Origin of the sequence: Shewanella sp. S1-58-MNA-CIBAN-0166, assembly GCF_040310085.1 — a bacterium.
GTDB lineage: Bacteria > Pseudomonadota > Gammaproteobacteria > Enterobacterales > Shewanellaceae > Shewanella.
The window spans coordinates 107,192-122,613 of sequence record NZ_JBEOPN010000003.1; the positions used below are offsets into that span (position 1 = coordinate 107,192).

Consider the following 15,422-nt stretch of genomic DNA (forward strand, 5'->3'; position numbering starts at 1 on the left):
ATTAGCCGCCAGTGGCATTCATAAAGCGAAGTATTTGTGGAGCAGCGTCGAGATTAAACTGGTGAGAGTGCGGCTTGTATTGCATTCCATCGGTAATGGCTTGTTTAAGGCGTTCAATATCGGCGGGGAATTGTCGCACAATTGATTTTAAATCAATGGCATTGTCATTACCTAAGCACAAGAGTAATTGCCCTTCAACAGTCACTCTTACGCGATTACATTGATGACAAAAGTCATTGCTGTGTGGCGATATAAATCCGATCCGAATCGTGCTGTCGGCCATCTTTACATATCGAGAGGGGCCGCCTGTGCGTTTAGATGAAGCGATTAAGGGATAGCGCGTTTCTATAATGTTTCGGACTTCGTCACTTGAGCAATGACGGTGACGATGGCGATCATCCATGAGTCCAATTGGCATTTCTTCAATAAAAGCAATATCGAGTTGGCGTTGGCGACAGAACTCAACTAAATCTAATACTTCATGATCGTTTTGCCCGCGTAGAATGACCGTATTAATTTTGATGTTACGAAAGCCAGCCGCTATTGCGGCATCAATGCCAGCGATGACACGCTCCAGTTTACCGTTACGTGTTAGCTGCGCAAACACATCGGGGTTTAAGGTATCAAGGCTGATATTCAATCGGCTAAGACCATTATCAAACAGTGGCTGCGCCAACTTAGATAACCGAGACCCATTAGTGGTCATAGAGAGTTCTTCAAGACCAGGCAATTGCTTTAACAATTTGACCAGTTTGTCACAGTCGGATCGCACTAGTGGCTCGCCACCAGTGAGGCGTATTTTTTTTACCCCAAGCTCTGTAAAAGCTTGGGCTATCCACGATAATTCTTCCAAACTAAGAACATGTGATTTAGGTAAAAAAATCGGATCTTCACTCATGCAATATACACAGCGAAAATCGCAACGATCGGTTACCGATAAGCGTAAATAATCTACTTTTCGCTGAAAGCTGTCGATAAGTTGGCTCATATCAGCACTTACAGTAAATCAGCAAAGGGTTGAATAAACACAGACTCGCCAGCAGGTATGCTGGCAGTATCATCACCAATAACAATTAAACAATTAGCGCTGACCATTGAGCTGAGCATGCCAGACCCTTGCGCACCCGTGGTACTTACCTTGACTCTGCCATCTGACCCAATAGCATAAATACCGCGTAAAAATTCAGTACGCCCCGTTTTACTGCGTAATGCATGCTGTGCAATGGCAGGAATAAACTGAGGTTGCCAGTGAAGTTCGCCAGCTAATTTACGGATAGCAGGTTGCACAAACTGTAAAAATGCCACCATAACCGCCACAGGGTTTCCCGGTAAGCCAAAAAATAGGCTTTGGTCAATATTCCCTACCGCGAGAGGGCGACCTGGTCGCATGTTAATTCGCCAAAATTGAGTGTTGCCCACATTGGCGAGTGCCGTTTTAATGTAATCGGCATTACCCACCGATACGCCGCCAGAGCTGATGACGATATCTGCTTGCTCTGCCGCACTGCGTAACGTCGCGGTGAGTATGTGTTCATCATCTTCAATAATGCCTAAATCGATAACCTGACAACCGAGCTTTTTAGCCATCGATAATACGGTATAGCGATTTGAGTCATAGATGCAGTTTGGTTTGAGTGTTTGTCCTGGTTGGCTGACTTCATCGCCAGTTGAAAATACCGCGACGGTAGGGCGTTTAAATAAAGGTAGTCGATCAAATCCAAGTGATGCTAATAGACCTAGTTCAGCGGCACCTAAGCGTTTTCCTGCCGCTAAAGCGACGTCACCGCTAGCAATATCTTCACCTGCTAGACGTACATGCTGACCTTTAACGATGTGCTCATGCTCAAGAAGGGTTAACAGGTTATCTTGTTCGTTTGCTAGCTCTCGTGGCTGAATGGTGTCAGCGCCTTTTGGCACTGTTGCTCCGGTCATAATGCGCACGGCTTCGCCGTCTTGCAGCATATTGGAGTAATGATGTCCTGCTAATACTTCTGCCACGATTTTAAGAGGTTTATTAGATAAGTTACTAAACGCAAAGGCATAACCGTCCATTGCTGAGTTAGTTTGTTGAGGTACGTTTATTTCAGAAATAATATCATGTGCCAGTACGCGATTATCAATATCGAAAAGACTGACTAATTCAGTGTCCACAATAGGGGTAACTTGACTTAATACCGCCGCAACGCCTTGGGATACACTAATGCCATGTGGACTGTTTTCCGTATCGTCCATTTGAGCTGCTTTGCTCGCATCAATCGGCAAGCGGACCTCTTCTGCCTGCCAATTTTGTTGATAGTGTTGTACAAAATCAGCAATTTGCGCCACGTTGTTTAAATCTAAGCGCGTTAATGAATCTGGTACTGTGGTTTCATCACAACAGGCAATCGCAACGATATTGTCATCATGTATATGAATCAAAGGTTTATTATGTGCTGCACGGTGTAATTCAATTTTAGGTAATGCCAGTTTTTTAAAGCCTTCTACCAGTACGATATCGACTTTTTCTGCTTCAATTTGACGCAGTAAATGTTGTAATTGTGGGTCGTCATCAACAGGATCTTCAGTCATTAATGCCCAGCGCACATGAGACGCTACCAATACTTGCCTGGCCCCAGCTTTGCGCATTTCGAAACTGTCTTTACCCGGAACATCAACATCAAAATTATGATGTGCGTGCTTAATAACGGCTAAACGTAAACCGCGTTCAATTAAGGCCGGAATAAGCTGTTTAAGTAGAGTGGTTTTACCTGTGCCACTGTATGCACAAAATCCCAAAACGGGAATGGACAATGGATTAGAAAATAATGCTGTCATGAAGTACCTCTACTGAATTACTTGGCAATTTGCGTTGCTAACTGCTGTTTTTGTTCTGGTGTATTGATGTTAACGAATGCATTGGGTTGGTCAGCAAAACTTTCTACTGCCACTTTATGTTGGCGATACCAAAAATCAATTTTGCGCTCTCCCGCATCTAAAAAAGCCTGCATCGATGCTGCCAGATGTGGTTTTAGCAATAACACTACGGGTTGTTCATATTCACCATCACTAGCAACAGCAAGGTCGGCTTGTTGTTGCTCTAAAGCCGCTAATAACCTTGCTGTTAAGTCGGTTGGCAGCATAGGACAGTCACAAGGGACCACAAGTAAATAATCAGCTTGAGTCTGTTTTAAGGCGGTCACCATTCCAGCTAAAGGGCCTAAATAGCCACTGTCTTGATCGCTGAAAACGGTGTAACCCCATTGCTCATATTGAGTTTGGTTCCGATTAGCGTTAATCAGGATCTGATCCACTTGAGTCGACAGCTTATTAATTGTATGACAAATCATCGCTTGGCCATTGAGATCCACTAAGCCTTTGTCATTGCCGCCCATTCGTCTTGCCATGCCGCCAGCTAAAATCACCGCATCAATTTGTGGTGCCATAATGTAATTCCGTTGTGTGGGTATCATGTAAATCATCTGTTTGGGGTACATGAATACTGGTATGAATTGTGCGTTGCTTTATATGCCAATGTTGTTGACACAACGCGGTCAGGCCACAGGTTTGATGACTGCTAATTAGCAGTCCTGTGCCGTCTTGTTTGAGTTGATTAATCATCGCGAGCACTAAGCGCTGTGAGTGTTTATCCATATTCGAAATCGGTTCATCAAGCATTAACAGTTTAGGTTGTGCTATCCAAGCTCTGGCAATGGCAAGACGTTGTCTCTCGCCCCCCGATAGATCGCTAGCATTATGATTCAGTAAATCGGTGAGTTGAGCCATATGAATGGCCTGTTGGATCCGTTTTTTACGTTGTTCAGGCACTAAAGCCCGCTGATCCAAGGCGTAGGTTAAGTTGTACTTTACTGTGCCTTCAAAAAGATAAGGATGTTGATGTAAATAAACCGCTTTACCTAAAAGAGATGACGGTCGCCACCACGTTTGAGGCGCAAAACCCTGGCTGGTGATCTGGCCTTGGTTTGGTTTAATCAATCCAGCGAGGAGTTTCATTAAGGTCGATTTACCCGAGCCATTGTCACCTTGCAGGTAAATGACATCACCTTGGCTAAAATGTAAATCAGTTGCGCTAAAGAGTCTCTGCTGATTAAAGGTTACCAGTAGGTTAGTTGCATGAATACTGGCCAAAGAGGTGTCTGAGTCATGTGATAATGTCATTTTAATGACTCCTCGGGACGGCTTTGCCTCGCAATGAACCTAAGATGAAGTTTAACACTACCGCTAATATCAATAAGACTAATCCTAGCGCGATAGCTTGTGCAAAATCGCCTTTGCTCGTTTCAAGTGCTATTGCGGTGGGAATATTACGGGTAACATTCATAATATTACCCCCTACCATCATCGAGCAACCTACTTCAGTTAAAATGCGACTAAACGCTGCAATAATGGCGAGTAGTAAGGGGCCCCGCAGTTCACGACATAAGGTCCAAACCGCGCGTAGCCATGAAGCTCCTAATGTACGAGATGTTTCCCACGCTCTACGATCTACACTGGCAAAAGCGGCTTGCGACAATGCGATTAATACTGGAGCACAAATTAACATCTGTCCTAAAATCATTCCTTTTTGGGTGAATAGCCACTTTAAATCGCCTAAGACACCATTGCGAGTTAACAATAAATACACTAATAAACCAATCACGACAGTGGGAATGGATTGCAATGTTTGCACTAAATTAGTGACGATCCAGCGGCCTCTGAAATGACTAAACGCGAGGATAAAACCTAACATCATCGACGGAATAATGGTGATCAACAGCGCGGCAAAAGACACCGAAAATGAGATGTTAATAATTGCCCACACATGTGGGTCAAAAGATAGCAGCAAGCTAAATGCTTGCTGCAATAGGGCTAACCAGCCGTCACTCATTTTTTATAAGTTGCCTTAAACAATTGCTCTCCTTGCACTTTATAATTATTGATCATAGTTTGCGTTGCAGGGCTGATAAACCAATCGCTTAATGCTCTTGCCCCTTTATGATTCAAGTCTGGGTATTTTGTAGGGTTGATCAAAATAATTTGGTAAGGGTTAGCTAATTCCGCGCCACCTTCAAAACTAATATTAAGGTCTAGCTTAGCTTTATAAGCAATAAACGTACCGCGATCCGCTAATGTATAAGCCTGAAACTCATTGGCCATTAATAAGGTTTTACCCATGCCCTGGCCAACGGAGGTATAGCCGTTAAATTCAGGTTTAACGCCAGCATCTTTCCAAATGGTTAACTCTTTCATATTAGTACCAGAGTTATCACCACGAGAAATAAATTTACTTGGCTTATGAGCTATTTTGCTAAATGCTTCAGTGGCATCTTTGCTCGACTTGAGCCCAGCAGGATCATTTTTAGGCCCTAATACAATGAAATCATTCTCCATAATACCGCGAGGCTCAATACCATAACCGTCAGCAACAAACTGTGCTTCGGCTTCTGGAGCATGAGTCATAACAACATCAACATCTCCCTGACTTGCCAGCTTCAATGCTTTACCTGTACCCGTAGCAATCACTTGTACACTATAGCCTGATTCCGCTTCAAATTTTGGCAACAGCGCCCCAAGTAATCCTGAGTTTTCAGTACTGGTTGTGGTCGCTAACTTGATCACTTCATTTGCGAGTGCAGTTTGGCTGAACATTGCTCCACTGAGTACCGATGCCGCCAACAGAATACTAACGCTTGCTTTGAGTTTTAACATTGCCGCTCCTTGATATATTAATAATCATGATGTTCATACTGAAAACTTGTACAAAACATTAAGCCGTTTTGCTTAATTACTAATGCAATAAGCAAGTTAGATGCCAAGCAGTGTTAATGCAAATACAGTTCACGCATAAAATCGAAACTGTGAACTTGCTCCCAAGCTTTAATCATTTATCTTAGACAAATTGTCCCACGATCACTTTTCTGTGGTTCATAGTGACCAAGTGTTGTGATTTCGATGATACAGTAGTGAAAAGCGCGTCAAAATGTCCAAATAAGAGTCCATTTATGAGTCCAAATGAACATATTTCCCCAGTAAGCAAGACCACTATGTCGGTTCTTATCGTTGATGATGAGCCTGGCATGCGTAGTTTTTTGATGAAAGCCTTGGCAAAGAAGTTTGCCTTGGTAGAAACCGCCTCCACAATTGCCCAAGCAGAAGAATTACGCAGTCACGGCCATTTCGATTTATTGATTGTTGATATTCGATTGCCCGATCGTTCAGGTATCGAGTGGCATGAAGCGCTAGATGATCCAGATCGTCAATCAGATATCATTTTTATGACCGGTTATGCTGATATGGATGTGGCAATCAAAGCATTACGTGCTGGCGCCTCTGATTTCATTATGAAACCGTTTCACTTAGAACAAATGATTACCGCCGTTGACCGCTGTATCGAGAAACGATTGCTAAAGCGTGAAAATTTTATGCTAAGGCGAGAACTATCGCACGGACAGTCATCCACCATTATCGGCAACAGTGAAGCTATCCGTGATGTGAAAGAGGTCATTGAACGCATCGCACCGACTAACGCAGTTGTACTAATTGAGGGCGAATCAGGCACAGGTAAAGAGCTGGTGGCCAGACAATTACATCTACAGAGTGGCCGAAGTGGTGCATTTGTCCCAGTAAACTGTGGTGCCATCGCCCCTGAATTGTTAGCCAGTGAACTATTTGGCCATACAGCGGGCGCATTTACCGGGGCTAAAGGTAATCGTGAAGGGTTATTTAGTTATGCCTCTGGTGGCACGATATTTTTGGACGAAATTGGCGAAATGCCGATGAACATGCAAACCGCTTTACTCAGAGTGCTTGAGCAACGTGCTATTCGTCCTGTAGGAAGTGAAAAAGAAATCGATATTAATGTGCGCGTTGTCGCGGCCACTAATCGTTTATTAATTGATGAAGTTGAAGCGGGTCGTTTCAGACGTGATTTATTTTATCGTTTGAATGTATTGAACATTGTTATTCCATCTTTGCGCTCTCGGCCAGAAGATGTTGTTGAGCTGACTCATTACTTTACCTTGCAGTTGTCACAAGAGCTGGGTATTAAAGATGTTATTTGGAGTCACGAAGACCTACAAGTACTGCAACAGCATGATTGGCCCGGTAACATTCGTGAACTGCGTAATATGATTGAACGTTGCATCTTATTAGGCAAACCGCCTGCGGAATATTGGAAAAAACCAGTGTCAGTTATGGTGAATGATGCGATGGGCTACCCGTTAAATTGGCCATTAAAAGAAGTTGAAAAACAACATGTGACCAAAGTGGTCGATAGCCATAGTGGTAATAAATCTGCTGCAGCGCGAGATTTAGGAGTGTCACGAAAAACATTAGATAGAAAATTTAAAGATTGGCTAACCCATGAAAAACAAGGCCTTGAGGAAGAATAATAGTGGTGCATTCTACTGGTGTTTTTACGCGAGTTTTCGGTATTAGTTGGCTGCAAATGCAAGCCAAAGTGCGTTATCGGATTTTGTTTTTGACATCATTACCCATCTTATTAACCTTAATTAGCTTAGTATTTATTACCATTTACTGGAATGTGATATACACAGGTAAGCAATTGTTTATGAAGGTAAAGGCTGACTTGGTTGTCGCTAATAGTACCTTGGTGCAAGTGCAGGAACGCCAACAAGACAAGCTCGACTCGATAAGTGAATCATGGGATTTTCAACATGCATTTAGGCTAATAAAACACAGTGAGCAACAACCTAATCCAAGTGCGATAAGTGCATTAAATATTCTTTTGGCACAACAGAAAAAAGAGTTAGGGTTAGACTTTTTACGTTTAATTAGTGTTGCCGATGCCGCTGGAGATCCTGATTTACGTTTGATGTTACATCAAACCAAACAGAAGGTTTTTTCGGGTTTAATGGTATTGCCAGCCAAACGTCTCGAAAGAATTAACTCAGGTTTAGCAAAACAAGCTCAAATTACATTGATCCCGACATTACATGCTAAAAACCCTAAACAAACCATGGAAACCCGAGGTTTATTAAGTCGAACGCTACTGCCAATAGCCGATCAGTCGGGAAATGTATTTTGGTATTTAGATGGTGGGATGTTGTTTAACCACAATACCGACATAGTCGATAGTATTCGTGACTTAGTATACGGCAAAGGCACTTTGCCTGAACGTTCAATCGGTACCGTAACCCTTTTTTTGGATAATATTCGCATTAGCACCAACGTGCCTATGGAGTTGTTTCCAAAAGACAGCAATAAATCCAATAGAGCCATGGGGACCTTAGTGTCTGATGAGGTTTATCAGCAAGTACTGATAGAAGGTCAAACGTGGATAAATCGTGCCTTTGTACTTAATGATTGGTATATCTCGGGTTATCTACCTTTACTCGATGTTCGTGGCAAAAGGATTGGGATGGTGTATGCCGGTTTTTCTGAGTCGCCTTTTTTACATAATTATTTACTCAATATTATCGAGCTCGGCACTATTTTAGTTTTCGTGTTATTGATTTCAGGTTTTTTAGTTTATCGCGCTGCTAATAGTTTGCTTCAACCTATTGAATATATTCACCAAGTTGTTACCGCAGTACAGTCTGGTCGAAATGTCAGAATTGGTAAATTAGACATCAACGGTGATAACGAGTTGGCGCATTTAGCCGAGCAATTTGACCGGATGTTAGATCAGTTGCAGCGACGTAATGCTCAGATTCAAGCGGCAGCAGAGCAGCTGGAAATAAAAGTAGAACAACGTACCCGCAGCTTGCAAGATAAAACAGAAGAGCTCGAACGTAATGTTGCGTTGTTGCATGCCACCAGACAGCAATTAGTGACTAACGAAAAACTCACCGCACTGGGCGAACTGATTGCCGGTATTGCCCACGAAATTAATAATCCTACTGCCGTTATCTTGGGGAACATGGAGCTATTAAAATATGAGCTGGGTGACAATGCTGCGATAGTCGAAGAAGAAATTGAATTGGTTATTCAACAAGTCGGTAGGATAACGACTATCATCCGTAGCCTGCTGCAATATAGCCGTCCTGGTGAGTTTAATGCGCCGATAACATTACAACCTGTGACGCCAATTGTTGAAGAGATGCTGTTATTAGCGCGTCACTCTATTGAGCAACAAGAAGTGAAGTTGATCAAGGAGTTTACGGCTACAGGTTCAGTAGAAGTCAATCGACCTCAGCTATTACAAGTGCTGATTAACTTAATGGTTAATGCTGCCCATGCGATTGAGAATAAAGGACGGATTTGGCTACGAACCTACGACTGGCTAGAAGACGGAATCGCTATTGGGGTAAAAATTGAAGTTGAAGATGAAGGGATGGGGATTTCGAAACAAGATTTGAGTCGTATCTTTGATCCATTTTATACCACGCGTAAAGATGGTACTGGTTTAGGGTTATCTCTGAGTTATGGGATTATTAAACGACTTGGCGGGATGATCGAAGTGAATTCGACGGTAGGCACTGGCACGATATTTACCATTGGGCTTTACCATAAAGCCAAAGATGATCAGCAGCTTGGGCCTTATGAAGGCCTACATTTTGGTGACAGTACACAGTAAAATACTTTACTAAATAGGCAAGAAATAGACAAAAAACAGGCAAAAAAAAGCCGGGTGATTAACCCGGCCACAAAGAGTGTGTGAGCAATGTCGTGCTTGCGAACTCTGCAGACTAATTAAAGGTGATGAAGTCTCTATTTAGCAAACCGAGCTTTGGAACGCAAGTTAATAATAATCATTCTCATTTGTATTTGCAAGTGTTTATCGTCATAAATTTCATTTTTATATATAACTTCTTAAAATTATTAGGTTAGTCATTGATTAATAAGGAAAATATTTTCTCTATTAGCCTTTTGCCATTATATTTAGATGGGTTTATTAAATGAAACTATTTTTATATGGATTTCAGCGTTGTTTAGCGTAATGGCAAATGGGTTTGTGCTGTCGGAATATACTATTAGCCTTACTAGAGCTACTGCGCAGAGATATAGAGTGAAGTTCTGTGTAAATCCGCTTTAATCTACACTATTTAGTTATATAGCCTCAGGTGAGAATTAGAACGGAATGTCGTCATCCCAGCTGTCGAAAACATTGTAAACGCCGCATCAATGTCGCTTACTGTCGGCATAATTAATTAAGCCGACAGTAAGCGACATTGATTAACTGCTTATGTAAATCAAGCAATCATTTAAATAAACCTATTATCTAGATTAAACCTATTATCTAGATTAAACCTATTATCTAGATTAAACGTTTACGCAAATACTATGATGCTCACTTACTTACTTGGATAACAACGTTGTCATTATCGTTGCTGTCATTAAGTAGAATCTTGTCTTGCAGCACTTTTAGTAACACACCATAAGCGGGCAAAAACAAACCTAGGCTCACTATCAGCTTAAAGGCGTAATCCACCGTGGCTATTTCTGGCCAGTGTGTTGCCATAAACGCATCGTTTGAGGCATAAAACGCTACACTGAAAAACACTAAGGTATCAACTAAGTTACCAATTAATGTTGATGCAGCAGGTGCGACCCACCAAGCTTTGGCCTGACGTAATTTTGCAAATACAGTGATATCCATGAGCTGACCAATTAAGTAAGCCACAAAGCTGGCAAAGGCGATGCGAAATACAAAACTATTCCACTCAGCTAAGGCGCTAAAAGCTTGTAATTGACCTTGATGAAACAATACGCCGACTAAATACGACACTACAAGTGCCGGTATCATGGCTTTGAGGATAATGCCTCTAGCGGCTTGCTGACCAAACACTCTCACGGTTAAATCGGTTGCTAAGTAAACAAATGGAAAGCTAAAAGCACCCCAAGTGGTGTGGTAGCTAAACAGCTGAAATGGCAGTTGGACAAGGTAGTTGCTTGCGCAAATAATTAAGATATGAAAACTGACTAATAGCATCAGTGCTCGGCGATATTTCGCCTGGGTTAACGTCAACATATTGTGGCCTTTTTAATTGGGTTAGCGCGGGGTGAGGGAACCCGCTATTAGTTTGGTTAACAGTATTTACTGGTGTTAACGAGGCTATTTAGCCGCCGTTAAACAGATAAGCTAATGTCTGTTATAGAGATTATTATTATTTTAGTTTATTGGCCGAGTTTACGTTACACACATCCATTAGTTAGGCCATATTGAAGGCAATACCAAGGTGTTGGCAAACGCGGGGGCGAGATAATAGCATGTGCTTTGCACAAGCGAAAGATTTCGTCGAGGATAACGCTATTGGTTTTAGTTCGCTTAGGAAGATTAAAAGTCGATTAAAATAGACAGAACTGTGGCTAACTTATTTTCCAGTTCTTGCCATTCAGCTTCAGGATCTGAGCCTGCAACAATGCCTGCGCCAGCAAATAAATTGATTCTTCTCGGCTCTATCAGTGCACTTCTAATTGCGACTGAAAACTCTGATTCATGGTGATTTAAATAACCACAAGCTCCAGCATACCAACCTCTAGCGTAACCTTCACGCTGGCGAATAAAGTTCAGTGCAGCCTCGCGCGGTAATCCACCCACTGCGGGAGTGGGGTGCAGTGCGCGTAATAATTCAAAATCACTAACGCCCGGCTTTAACTGCGCTCGAATAGCGCGGTGCAAATGTTGAATATGATTAAGCTTGAAAATTTTAGGTTGCTCATCAGCACCTACATATTGGCTTAACGGTGTGAGCACATCGACAATATGTTTTCTGACTAACTGATTTTCATGGCTATTTTTAATGTCATCTAATAATGCCTGTGCCAGTACATTATCTTCTTCTGGATTGAGCCCTCGGACAGTTGTTCCTGCTAATGCTTCGGTAAACAGTTCCTGTTGGCGACGTAAATATAACCGTTCTGGTGAGCAAGAAATAAATGCGCGTTCAGGGCTAAATTGGAATCCAAATTGAAAACTATTCGGATTACGGCCTTGCCAACATGCTAGTACTGTCCACGGGTCAATATTGTCATCTACATCTATTTGGCTGTGGCGTGATAATACGACTTTAGGTGTTGAGTTGATAAAATTTGCTTGAGTGACTTGTTCAACTAACTCTTTCCAACGTGCAAAATTAGGTAAATCACTCCGACCCATTAATGTGAGTTTATTCGGCGGCGACAAAGGACGTGGCTTTTGCACCATTGCGATAGCATTTAGGGCAGATTGTATTTCGTCTTCAGGCTCACCATTTTCAAAATTAAGATTCACTAATACTCTAACGTGATTACCGCTACGGCGTAATTCAATTCTGGGTAATATAAAGTGCGCACGACCAAACTCAGGCCAACATTCTACAGTGCGATCAAACGCTAAACCGCCATAATAACGAATATCTTGATGATTGGTTTTATTGCGTTGCTGTTGATAAATTTGCGCTAGGGCATTGTCGTCAACTTGGTCGGCAAAATAAAACGTTTTGCATGAGCCTATGGCGGCGACATCTTCGTTTCTATCGCGGCCGTGCCAATAGATTTTTGGGTATATGGTTTGAGCGCTTAACCAAGATATTAATGGCAGCGCAGCAGTCTCTACAGATAACTGCACGATAGGGTCACAGATCGGCACATTGCGAAGTTGTTCGAGCTTAGTAATTAACTCGCTAAATTGTGATGAAAAAAAGTGACCAGCCAATCTATACCTCTCGTATAACAACATAAGAGTTAACGTTAATAAACCTATTAAATTGTGTCAATTGGCAAGATGAAAGCGTGTGATCTGAATTGCTAATATAGCGTACTCTTTACCAGCATCTTTGTACTGTAAATGGTGCGGCAGCAAGTTGCTCAATATCATCAACAACAGCTTGATTGTTTCTCGTTGAGGTTTTTTACAAAGATCGTGAATCGGAATGTGACCATACGGTAATATTTCCCTAAAAGAAGTAGGCGAACGAGCTAAAGTAGTTCAAAATATAGCTAGTATTATGTGAGCTAGATCCCGTTATTAAAGTTCTCTTTCGGAGTAATTGTTACAATGAATGATTCTGTGGAATCAAGCAATGTCATTAAAATCCCCATCGATAAACTTGCTTTAGGCATGTTTGTGACGGCAATAGATCATCAGCAAAGTAAGGTGGCTATTCGTAATCCCGGACAAATCAAACATCGTGATGCAATTTTAAAGCTGAAAAAAAATAACATTCTGCTTGTGTGGGTTGATGTTGATCGATCTTCAGATACTTGCGGGCTAAAAACAGCAGGTAAATCGAGCTCTGCTAGCAGTTTATTGGTACGTAAAGCGACCGTCACTCGAGATGGTCAACAAGTGCAGGCAAAAAAGCTACTTGCTGAAGCAAAAGGCTTAATTCAAAAAGTGATGTCGGAAACCTTCAGCGGTAAAGCCATTGAAGTCAGTCAATTTGAAGATGTCGCCGACAAAATGATTGAGTCTGTTATGGACGATGCGGATGCATTTAAGTGTATTTCTGCACTGCGTACCAAAGATGCTTATTTGCTTGAACATTCTATTAATGTTGCCTTTTTATTGGTGACTTTTGGTAAACATCTTAAGCTTGATCGTGAACTGCTAAAGCAGATGGCTGTGGGGGGGATTTTGCATGATATTGGCAAAATCCAGGTCGATAACGAAATTTTGCACAAACCAGGTAAGCTAACCCCAGAAGAATTTGAGCACATGAAATTGCATCAGTTTTATGCAATTGAAATCATGAATGAAACAAAAGGCTTATCGCAAGTGAGTAAAGATGTGTGCTTAATGCATCATGAAAAACTCGATGGCCGTGGTTACCCTAATGGTTTAAAAGATGAACAAATTCCTCAACATGGGCGTATGAGCTGTATTGTTGATATTTTTGATGCATTAACTGCTTCGCGTTGCTACAAAGAAGCCATGAGCCCGGCGGCAGCGTTTAAAATTCTGATAAGCTTGACCCCATTTCATCTTGATCAAAAGCTTGTTTATGAGTTCATTCGCTGTGTGGGAATATATCCAGTCGGTTCATTGGTGCAGCTATCGGATGAACGAGTCGGAATAGTATGGGACTCTAAAGGGCGTGATGCGTTGCATCCTATTGTTAAGTGTTTTTATTCGATTAAACATAAGCGCTACACTGAAGTGACTATGGTTGATTTGCTTAAATCGGAATTGCATATTGAACGTGGCGTATCACCAAGTATGCTTGATGTCGATCCCAGCCAGTTTTACTAATCGGTTATCATCATAAACGGTTGCACAACTAATGTTCGATAATATCTTGATACAGTGGTGCTAATTTAGCCAGTAATGCATTGCGGGTTGCTAGTGGGATATGCTGTTGTTTAAGTGCTTCGATTAAATGACCCACAACGGCATCAAAGTCAGCTTGGCTAATGTGTAATCCAATATGTGCATCAAACATGGATGCACCTTGGTACACGCATTCACCGCCACTGATTACACATAAATGCTCAATAAGCCGTTGGCGGAAAATCTGAATATCAGTTTGTTCAAAATGATGCAGAATGCGTTTGTCTTGGGATAAATGGGCTAGAAAGTCATCGGTAATCATACTGACGCCTTTATCTCCTCCCAGTTGCTGATATAGAGTTGTGGGTTGGCTTGCACAGGCAACAGACAGGAATAACAATGCGCCCAAAACGACGATATGATGTTTAATAATATTAACCATTACAGCGTTCCCTCTACAGATAAATACCACCCTTGCTGTTGCTCAAATCCGGCAATGCTGCCTAAATCAACATAAGCGCCTACAACAGAAAGGTGTTTATTAACAAACCAAGCCATAAAAATATCCTGCCAATCATTTTCTTCTGCAAAACCAAGTTGATCAGGCTTTTGTTTGTATTCATAACCCAGTGCAATATTATCGGTTAATAACACCGCAATAGAGGCTTCAGCTTGCAGTTGGTAATCGTTGTTCGTCGCAGTACCAAAACCAAGCAAACCAGTTTGGTTAGCTTTGGTTGCTCTGAGGGTTAAGTTAGTCACCAGATTACGGCCAGCAATGGCATCAAAATAGACTTTACTGGCAGCTAAATAGATATCAACTCCCCAGTCATCCCTTGCCCCAACAGCTTGCGGTAATGCAAAGTCGTCCACCCGTTTATATTGTAGCCCTAAGCTAATTTGTGGCATGGCGGTGTATAGCACTTCACCGGCTAGTTTGTATTTTACCCCAACAATATCTTGGCCCAGTTTGCCGCCTAGGGTGTCTAGATCAAAAGTTTGCTTAGCCATACTGAGTTCAAAGCGGTTATCAATGCTTAAGGATGCGCCAATAGAATGTAATGTAAAATCGTCAACATAGACTGCAGTATTCATTGCTGTGAAAGACCATTGGTCTGAGCTTGCATAGCCATTAATGACTGCCCAAGACACTATTCCTCCACCGGCACTACCCTCAATAGTTGTGGCGCCACCAGTAGCGATTACTTTACTTGTCTCAGCGTGAGCAGAAGCACTGATGAGGCTTAATAGCACCGATAATAGAATGCACATTAGTTGATACATTAACGTAGCG

General features: G+C 42.0%; 13 protein-coding genes. 3 read left to right on the forward strand and 10 right to left on the reverse strand.

Annotated elements, in window-relative coordinates; genetic code table 11:
- Position 1 precedes the first annotated feature (1 nt).
- From moaA to AAEY99_RS03335, 6 genes are read right to left on the reverse strand one after another with little or no spacing between them, the layout of a single operon-like run.
- Entirely contained in the window at positions 2-988 is a 987-nt protein-coding gene (gene moaA, locus AAEY99_RS03310) for a GTP 3',8-cyclase MoaA (RefSeq protein ID WP_351009131.1), read from the reverse strand.
- 8 nt (positions 989-996) lie between these two features.
- A complete protein-coding gene (locus tag AAEY99_RS03315; RefSeq protein WP_351009134.1) occupies positions 997-2,814 on the reverse strand; it encodes a bifunctional molybdopterin-guanine dinucleotide biosynthesis adaptor protein MobB/molybdopterin molybdotransferase MoeA in 1,818 nt (605 codons plus the stop codon).
- A 17-nt stretch (positions 2,815-2,831) separates the two neighbouring features.
- Positions 2,832-3,422: a molybdenum cofactor guanylyltransferase MobA gene (gene mobA, locus AAEY99_RS03320; protein ID WP_182744905.1), complete on the reverse strand. Its 591-nt coding sequence runs from the start codon at positions 3,420-3,422 to the stop codon at positions 2,832-2,834.
- Positions 3,406-4,155 (reverse strand): ATP-binding cassette domain-containing protein, encoded by a 750-nt coding sequence (locus AAEY99_RS03325; protein ID WP_351009137.1) that lies wholly within the window; start codon positions 4,153-4,155, stop codon positions 3,406-3,408. The genes mobA and AAEY99_RS03325 overlap by 17 nt, the downstream gene beginning before the upstream one ends.
- Before the next feature lies 1 nt (position 4,156).
- The gene (locus AAEY99_RS03330; protein ID WP_182744907.1) at positions 4,157-4,864 is read right to left on the reverse strand and encodes an ABC transporter permease; all 708 of its coding nucleotides are present in this window, start codon (positions 4,862-4,864) and stop codon (positions 4,157-4,159) included.
- Positions 4,861-5,625 (reverse strand): ABC transporter substrate-binding protein, encoded by a 765-nt coding sequence (locus AAEY99_RS03335; RefSeq protein ID WP_409085854.1) that lies wholly within the window; start codon positions 5,623-5,625, stop codon positions 4,861-4,863. Before AAEY99_RS03335 ends, AAEY99_RS03330 begins: the two co-directional genes overlap by 4 nt.
- A 353-nt stretch (positions 5,626-5,978) precedes the next feature.
- Here AAEY99_RS03335 and AAEY99_RS03340 point away from each other — a divergent pair, with 353 nt between their 5' ends.
- Positions 5,979-7,367 carry a sigma-54-dependent transcriptional regulator gene (locus tag AAEY99_RS03340; RefSeq protein ID WP_350978282.1) on the forward strand — a complete coding sequence of 463 codons (1,389 nt, stop codon included), beginning with the start codon at positions 5,979-5,981 and terminating at the stop codon, positions 7,365-7,367.
- A gap of 56 nt (positions 7,368-7,423) precedes the next feature.
- Entirely contained in the window at positions 7,424-9,514 is a 2,091-nt protein-coding gene (locus tag AAEY99_RS03345) for a sensor histidine kinase (protein ID WP_351009244.1), read from the forward strand.
- Positions 9,515-10,228: 714 nt separating this feature from the next.
- On the opposite strand, the gene AAEY99_RS03350 is transcribed toward AAEY99_RS03345, so the two are convergent.
- Together AAEY99_RS03350 and AAEY99_RS03355 are read right to left on the reverse strand one after the other, a co-directional pair.
- Positions 10,229-10,909, reverse strand: coding sequence for a 7-cyano-7-deazaguanine/7-aminomethyl-7-deazaguanine transporter (locus AAEY99_RS03350; protein WP_101088586.1), 681 nt, complete (start codon positions 10,907-10,909; stop codon positions 10,229-10,231).
- A gap of 306 nt (positions 10,910-11,215) precedes the next feature.
- Positions 11,216-12,598, reverse strand: coding sequence for an isochorismate synthase (locus tag AAEY99_RS03355; protein WP_351009142.1), 1,383 nt, complete (start codon positions 12,596-12,598; stop codon positions 11,216-11,218).
- A gap of 318 nt (positions 12,599-12,916) precedes the next feature.
- Between AAEY99_RS03355 and AAEY99_RS03360 the strand changes: the two genes are divergently transcribed.
- A complete protein-coding gene (locus AAEY99_RS03360) occupies positions 12,917-14,110 on the forward strand; it encodes a cyclic di-GMP phosphodiesterase (protein WP_101088584.1) in 1,194 nt (397 codons plus the stop codon).
- A 28-nt stretch (positions 14,111-14,138) separates the two neighbouring features.
- Here AAEY99_RS03360 and AAEY99_RS03365 read toward each other — a convergent pair whose 3' ends face one another.
- Positions 14,139-14,570: a group I truncated hemoglobin gene (locus tag AAEY99_RS03365; RefSeq protein WP_101088583.1), complete on the reverse strand. Its 432-nt coding sequence runs from the start codon at positions 14,568-14,570 to the stop codon at positions 14,139-14,141.
- Positions 14,570-15,412, reverse strand: a complete 843-nt coding sequence (locus tag AAEY99_RS03370) for a DUF3034 family protein (protein WP_351009146.1) — start codon at positions 15,410-15,412, stop codon at positions 14,570-14,572. The genes AAEY99_RS03365 and AAEY99_RS03370 overlap by 1 nt, the downstream gene beginning before the upstream one ends.
- Between the last annotated feature and the right edge of the window lie 10 nt (positions 15,413-15,422).

What these genes read in the sequence shown, in the direction of transcription:
- moaA (WP_351009131.1), bottom strand. Translation starts at nt 988, where the DNA reads ATGAGCCAACTTATCGACAGCTTTCAGCGAAAAGTAGATTATTTACGC.
- AAEY99_RS03315 (WP_351009134.1), bottom strand. Translation starts at nt 2,814, where the DNA reads ATGACAGCATTATTTTCTAATCCATTGTCCATTCCCGTTTTGGGATTT.
- mobA (WP_182744905.1), bottom strand. Translation starts at nt 3,422, where the DNA reads ATGGCACCACAAATTGATGCGGTGATTTTAGCTGGCGGCATGGCAAGA.
- AAEY99_RS03325 (WP_351009137.1), bottom strand. Translation starts at nt 4,155, where the DNA reads ATGACATTATCACATGACTCAGACACCTCTTTGGCCAGTATTCATGCA.
- AAEY99_RS03330 (WP_182744907.1), bottom strand. Translation starts at nt 4,864, where the DNA reads ATGAGTGACGGCTGGTTAGCCCTATTGCAGCAAGCATTTAGCTTGCTG.
- AAEY99_RS03335 (WP_409085854.1), bottom strand. Translation starts at nt 5,625, where the DNA reads ATGTTCAGCCAAACTGCACTCGCAAATGAAGTGATCAAGTTAGCGACC.
- AAEY99_RS03340 (WP_350978282.1), top strand. Translation starts at nt 5,979, where the DNA reads ATGAGTCCAAATGAACATATTTCCCCAGTAAGCAAGACCACTATGTCG.
- AAEY99_RS03345 (WP_351009244.1), top strand. Translation starts at nt 7,424, where the DNA reads ATGCAAGCCAAAGTGCGTTATCGGATTTTGTTTTTGACATCATTACCC.
- AAEY99_RS03350 (WP_101088586.1), bottom strand. Translation starts at nt 10,909, where the DNA reads ATGTTGACGTTAACCCAGGCGAAATATCGCCGAGCACTGATGCTATTA.
- AAEY99_RS03355 (WP_351009142.1), bottom strand. Translation starts at nt 12,598, where the DNA reads ATGTTGTTATACGAGAGGTATAGATTGGCTGGTCACTTTTTTTCATCA.
- AAEY99_RS03360 (WP_101088584.1), top strand. Translation starts at nt 12,917, where the DNA reads ATGAATGATTCTGTGGAATCAAGCAATGTCATTAAAATCCCCATCGAT.
- AAEY99_RS03365 (WP_101088583.1), bottom strand. Translation starts at nt 14,570, where the DNA reads ATGGTTAATATTATTAAACATCATATCGTCGTTTTGGGCGCATTGTTA.
- AAEY99_RS03370 (WP_351009146.1), bottom strand. Translation starts at nt 15,412, where the DNA reads ATGTATCAACTAATGTGCATTCTATTATCGGTGCTATTAAGCCTCATC.